This is a genomic window from Dellaglioa sp. CoH-56-MRSF-14, from assembly GCF_056782115.1.
Window position 1 is genome coordinate 1 of the sequence record NZ_JBXAYB010000080.1, and the last position, 299, is coordinate 299.

The 299-nt window shown below is 51.5% G+C and carries 1 protein-coding gene; it reads left to right on the top strand.

All coding sequences use genetic code 11. From position 1 onward, the window contains the following. Positions 1–55: 55 nt before the first annotated feature. The coding region (locus AC1RPX_RS07915; RefSeq protein WP_481763350.1) for a hypothetical protein at positions 56–299 on the top strand (244 nt) is incomplete at its 3' end.

Below are 299 nucleotides of genomic sequence, written 5' to 3' on the forward strand. Positions count from 1 at the left end.
GGCCCAGCAGGAACGCTTTTATTTCGCCCTTGAATCCTGATAGGAGGTTTCCAAAGTGACAGTTGAGAACGGTGAGCCGACGATCATTCGTTTGGCCCAGATTAAGCAGTGGTTGATTCCGGCAGACTCGGAATCGTACAAGGTACTTGCGGATGTCGGCATCCCGCTCACAATCTTTCACGAGGATTTCCTACCAACGATCAAACTCGTGACTGACCAGCACAACATTCGCGGGATCGGCGTCAATTTCAAGGACGAGATTCTTGATCCGTTCCTCTCGAAGGTTGGCACCACTTGGC